Here is a 5,165-nt window from a genome sequence, read left to right as displayed (position 1 = left end):
CCCCGGGAGACTCCGCGTGCCCGTACCGCCGGCCGCGCCAGTGTGGTACAGGGGGCAGCCCGCGCCCCCACGCTTCATCGCGGACGCCCCGTCGCCACCGCCCCGAGCACGGCCCGTTCAACGAACCGCCCGCGCCGCTCGGCGGCGTTCCTCCGCTCGCAGCCACTCGCGGGGCTCGTGCCGCCCCGGCACCGGGAGCACCGGACGGTCGTGACGAGAACCGGACTCGGGACGCCCCACCACGGCCGTTCCGGCACCTGGCCGTATCGGCCGCGAAGGCCCGCCATCTACCTGCCCGCCCGGCCGGAGCCGCCGCCGCGCCCACGTCACCACGCCCGCCCGTCCGGGCGATCCGGCAGCTCCGCCTCCCGCTCGCCGGTCCGTGTCCCGACCGTCGCACGCCGTGGTCACACCGGCCCGCGCCCCCACGCTTCATGGCGGACGGTCCAGCCGGGCGCCGCCCGCACGCCCCGGGAGCCCACCGGTCCGGGGCGCGCCGGTGCGCCGAGCCCGCCTACCCCCCGGCGGCGGGCGCGGCGTCGTCCCCGCCGGAGACGTACGGGAACGAGTGGTGCTCGTGCGCGACGACCCAGCGGCCCCGCTCCTTCCGCAGCCCGAGAGTGAGCCGCAGGCGGTTCTCCGGCCGCTCGGCCAGCTCCCGCGGCGTTCCGCAGCGCAGCAGAGCGTGCGCGAACGCCACGTCACCGCCGGCGGTGACGTCGAGGGACACGATGTCGAACACGGCCCCGTGCGCCTGCCACGTGAAGAAGGCGGGCCACGCCTCCCGATAGGCGTCGAGTCCGCGCACACCCTCGTACGGCGGCGGGACGTCGAACATCACGATGTCGTCCGCGTGATCCGCCAGGACACCGGCCATATCGCCCCGGTGCACCGCCCCGGCCCACCGTTCGACCAGGTCCCGGATCTGTGCTTCGTCATCGGCCATGGGCAACTCCCTGTCCTCGCGGCGGCGCCGTCGCACCGCGCGTTCCGGCACACCTGTCGGAAGGACAGACCACCGCCCGCGCCGGAACTCATCGCCCCCGACGACTCATCCACGCCGGCACCCGCCCCGCCACGACGGGAACCTCCGGCCGGCGCGGTCGCCGTCAGCGGTCGCCGCGCGACACCAGCCGCAGCGGCAGGTGCCGCATCGCGAACCCGATCGGGGTCCACGGCCACGGCGGCACGGCGGCCTCGGCGCGTTCCGCCTCGATGGCCCTGACCATCGCCCGCACACCCTTCTCGGTGGACGCCGTCAACGTCGTCCAGCCGACGCGGCGGTTGTTCAACTCCGAGGCGATATAGCCCGGGTGAATGGTCGTCACCGCGATCGGCGTGCCGATCATCTCCGCCCGGATGCCCTCCGCGAGCACCGAGACCCCCGCCTTGCTGGCGGCGTAGGCCGCGAGATGACCCGCCATGCCGCGCATCGCGGTCATCGAGGAGATCACCACCAGATGCCCGGCCCCCCGGGCGCGGAACAATTCCATCGCCGCCTCGCACTGGGCGAGCGCGGCGGTGAAGTTCGTGTGCACGGTCCGCAGGGTCTCCTCGAAACCGCCGGTACCGACCGGACGGCCCTGCCCCAGCCCCGCGTTGACGATCACCCGGTCCAGCGTGCCGAGTTCGGCCTCCCACGAGCGGAACACCTCGAACACCCGCTCGTGGTCGTTCACATCCAGCGCGTGAACCGTCACCCGGCGGTCCGGATGACGCGCCAGCAACTCCTCCCGCAGCCGCTCCAGCCGGTCGGTGCGGCGGGCGCACAGCGCGAGATCGCGGCCGAGGGCGGCGAAGTCGCGCGCCATCTGCTCACCGAGACCGGCACTGGCGCCGGTGATGAGGATGGTGCGCCGCGTGGTGCGCGCGGCCGTTCTCTTCATTGATCACTCCGTGGGCGGATGCGGCCGGTGCCCCGCGCCGGGTCCCTGGGATGCCCCTTGGCTCGGTACCGCCGCCAAACCCCTGACACGGAAGGACGCTTGAGAATCACAGGAGAACGGCGAGGTGTCAACAACCCGCGGAGCACCCCCACCGGACCGCTCCCCGCGCCGGCCCGACCGCCTCACCGTCCCGTTGTCGGCGGATGAGCACGGCCAGTCAGCCGGGGACGAAACAGTTCCATGGAGATTCGAGGGAATCGTGAACCCCGGAACGCGACGGTTGACGGCCCCAACAGCCCGTTCCACGCTGCTCCCTGACCCGACCGTCCACGACCGGACACCCACAGTCACCGCACCCGCCGCCCCGCACCTTCCACGGAAGAGGCCCTCATGGCCCAGCCCTCCCACGCGCCCGAGCCCGGCGCCCCGGCGCACGGGCACCGCCCCGCCGCCGGAACCGGGGGAGGAAGCGGACCATGACCGGGCCGTGGACGCATCCCCTCGTCGGCGTCTGGACATTGCTGCGCTTCGAGGTCAGAACGGGGGACGGCCGCGTCGCGCTGCCCTTCGGCCCGGACGCCACCGGCCTCGGCGTCTACACCCCCGGCGGCCTCGGCGTCACCCACCTCACCCCCACCACCGGCCACAACGCCCACGACGCCGTCGCCTACGCCGGGCGCGTCACCGTCGACCCGCGGACACGGACCCTGGAACAACACGTCGACATCAGCACGATCCCCACCTGGGTCGGCGCCGTGCTGCGCCGCTCCTACACCCTGGACGGCGACCTGCTCACCCTCCACCACGGGCCGGACACCGCGGACGGAACCGCGACGCACCGATCGGTCGCGATCTGGCGCCGGACAGAGACGTTCGGCTAGAACGGCCCGCACCCCGTCATCGCCCGGCGGCGGCCTTCTCCACCAGATCGGCCGCCTGCCCCACGGCGTCCTCCGCGCGCAGCAACGCCGCGAGCCGCCGCGCCCGGCGGCGCACCTCCGAGCCGAGCACCGCCGCCGCGGCACGCGTCAGCGTCCGCTCGTCCAGATCGGTGAACACCAGCGTCCGGCCCACCCCCAGCCGCTCCACCTGCCGCCCCCAGAACGGCTGATCGAACGCCACCGAGCACACCACCGTCGGCAGTCCCGCGCCGACCGACGCCGCCGTCGTCCCCGCGCCCCCGTGGTGCACGGCGAACCGGCAACGCGGCAGGACCGCGTCGTGATCGAAGGCACCGACCACCCGGACCCGGTCCGGGTCCACGCCCCCGGCGCCGACATCGAACGCGCTCCACCCCGCGCCGACCAGGGCACGCACCCCCAGAGCGCGGCCGACCCTCTCGATCACTGCGAGCGTCCCGGGAACGTCCTGGACGGGCATGCTCCCGAAACCGAAGAACGCGGGCGGGTCGCCCGCCGCGAGCCACTCCTCCAACTCCGGGTCCACCGCGTCCTCCCCGAGGAGACGCCGCTGCTCCGCGGAGAGCCCGAGATAGCCGACGAGCGGGCGCCGAGGCCCCCAGTCGGCCAGCTCGGGAACCATGTGTCGGCTGTACGCCTGGAGTTCGGGCACGCCGGCGCGCGCCAGCCGCACCGGCGTGGGCTCACGGGTCGGCGGCAGGCCGAGCTTCGCGCGGAACCGGTTGACGTAGCCGGCGGTCAGCCGCCACTCGGCGCGGACCGCGAGCGTGTGCGTCAGACGGTTCACGACACGCGGATAGCGACGCTGCGGCACGAACACCGAAGGGAACGCGTCGTTCACACGCCTCGGCGCCTGGTGCAGGCACACCAGCGGAATGCCGCGCGCCTCGGCGAGACACGCCACCTCGTCCTCGGTGAGCAGCCCCGACACGAGCACATCGGCGTCCTCCGCCATCCCGGTCAGCACCGCCTGCGGCGCGTCCGCGACCTCCAGCTTGTACGCGAGCAGCCCCTTGACGTACTTACCGCTCCGGCCGTCCGCCAGCAGACGCCGGCCCTCCTCCGACTCCAGGAAGTCCTTGGCCCTGATCCCCGTGCGCACGGCCGTCAGGCCCAGCCGCGCCCCGAAGTCCACCAGATCGTCGGGCAGCGCCACCGAGACCTCGTGCCCACGCCGCGCGAGTTCGGCCGCCAGGACCACGGTGGGCTGGACATCTCCCCTGCTCCCCAAGCCGGTTATGGCTATGCGCACGGCCCGGACCTCTTCCCGGCAGACGGTCGGAAAGGCACCACGATAGGGATTCCCGGCGCGAGCACCAGCGTTCGGCCGTCCCCGGCGCGAACTGGCTCACCCGCCTCACAGTTCTCCCGGCGGCTCATGGCTCCCGGGTGCGCGCCTCGATGATCCGGACCCGGTCGGCACCGGGGGCGCGCACACCGGGAACACCGTCACCGAAATCGGCGGGCCGGTGCAGCGTCGCCGTGCCGAAGCCCGCCGTGCGCAGCGCGCCCTCGGCGTCGGTGGCGTCGCTGTACGGGAAATGCAGACGGCCGCGGACCACGGCCGCGAGCACGTTCTTCGTGGCGGACGCCACCGGCCCGCCGTTCTCCTGCCCCAGATGCAGATCCGACAGGTACACACCGTGCGGGAACCGGCCCGCCAGCCCGGCGATCCGCGTCCACAGCGTGGTCAGGTCGGCGGGCTCCAGATAGGCCAGCAGCCCCTCGGTGATCACCGCCAGACCCAGCCCCGGGTCCAGCCGCCCCGACAACTCCGCCAGACTCAGCGGCCCGCTCTCCGCCAGCACGTCCACCGCTTCCACCACATGCCGGCCGGCCGACGGGCCCATGCGGTCCAGCGTCCGGCGCTTGCGCTCGGCCATGCCCGGCAGATCGGCCTCGACATACGTGATGCGGTCCCCGAACCGTGTGGCGAACGACCGCCCGCGCGGCGACATGCCGGCCGCCAGCTCCAGCACCTGCCCGACCCGGCCGGACGTGATCTCCTCCGTCAGCAGGTGGTCGATGACCCGGTGCCGGGCCAGCAGCAGCCCCTCCAGCGTGGGACCGCCGAACGCCCGGCTCGCCGCCATCAGCGGCCTCAGCCCGTACCACGCCAGACGCCCCTGCGGCGTGGCGAACTCACGCGCCCCGAGCCCGTGACGCGCCCACACATACCCGGTGTAGTGGGCCGTGGGACTGATCCTGGCGGAGTCACCCGGCGAGGAGGAGCGTGTCATGACGGCGTCCTAAGGGTCGCGGCGGCGGTGCGCCGTATCCGCCAATCCTACGCACGCCTCTCCACCACCCCACCAACCCCCCACCCTGACTCCTATACACCTCCTCCACCCCACGCCGA

Annotated in this window: 5 protein-coding genes; 1 reads left to right on the top strand and 4 read right to left on the bottom strand. The window is 73.6% G+C overall.

Going from position 1 to position 5,165, the window contains the following annotated elements:
• Positions 1 to 514: 514 nt before the first annotated feature.
• The gene (locus BN2279_RS07160; RefSeq protein WP_059007608.1) at positions 515 to 946 is read right to left on the bottom strand and encodes a YybH family protein; all 432 of its coding nucleotides are present in this window, start codon (positions 944 to 946) and stop codon (positions 515 to 517) included.
• A 163-nt stretch (positions 947 to 1,109) separates the two neighbouring features.
• Entirely contained in the window at positions 1,110 to 1,886 is a 777-nt protein-coding gene (locus tag BN2279_RS07155) for an SDR family oxidoreductase (RefSeq protein WP_059007606.1), read from the bottom strand.
• A 476-nt stretch (positions 1,887 to 2,362) separates the two neighbouring features.
• On the opposite strand from BN2279_RS07155, the gene BN2279_RS07150 reads away from it, so the two are divergent.
• Complete coding sequence (locus BN2279_RS07150; protein ID WP_059007604.1) at positions 2,363 to 2,767, top strand: lipocalin-like domain-containing protein; 405 nt, start codon at positions 2,363 to 2,365, stop codon at positions 2,765 to 2,767.
• A gap of 16 nt (positions 2,768 to 2,783) precedes the next feature.
• Here the strand turns inward: BN2279_RS07150 and BN2279_RS07145 are convergent, their stop codons facing one another.
• A complete protein-coding gene (locus BN2279_RS07145) occupies positions 2,784 to 4,058 on the bottom strand; it encodes a glycosyltransferase (protein WP_059007602.1) in 1,275 nt (424 codons plus the stop codon).
• Between the two features lie 124 nt (positions 4,059 to 4,182).
• Positions 4,183 to 5,046: a class I SAM-dependent methyltransferase gene (locus tag BN2279_RS07140; RefSeq protein ID WP_079031944.1), complete on the bottom strand. Its 864-nt coding sequence runs from the start codon at positions 5,044 to 5,046 to the stop codon at positions 4,183 to 4,185.
• Positions 5,047 to 5,165 lie beyond the last annotated feature (119 nt).

This window comes from Streptomyces specialis, assembly GCF_001493375.1.
In the GTDB taxonomy this organism is placed as follows: domain Bacteria; phylum Actinomycetota; class Actinomycetes; order Streptomycetales; family Streptomycetaceae; genus Streptomyces; species Streptomyces specialis.
Note: the sequence above shows the minus strand (reverse complement) of the source record. Positions and strands in the feature narration are given on the sequence as shown.

What these genes read in the sequence shown, in the direction of transcription:
- BN2279_RS07160 (WP_059007608.1), bottom strand. Translation starts at nt 946, where the DNA reads ATGGCCGATGACGAAGCACAGATCCGGGACCTGGTCGAACGGTGGGCC.
- BN2279_RS07155 (WP_059007606.1), bottom strand. Translation starts at nt 1,886, where the DNA reads ATGAAGAGAACGGCCGCGCGCACCACGCGGCGCACCATCCTCATCACC.
- BN2279_RS07150 (WP_059007604.1), top strand. Translation starts at nt 2,363, where the DNA reads ATGACCGGGCCGTGGACGCATCCCCTCGTCGGCGTCTGGACATTGCTG.
- BN2279_RS07140 (WP_079031944.1), bottom strand. Translation starts at nt 5,046, where the DNA reads ATGACACGCTCCTCCTCGCCGGGTGACTCCGCCAGGATCAGTCCCACG.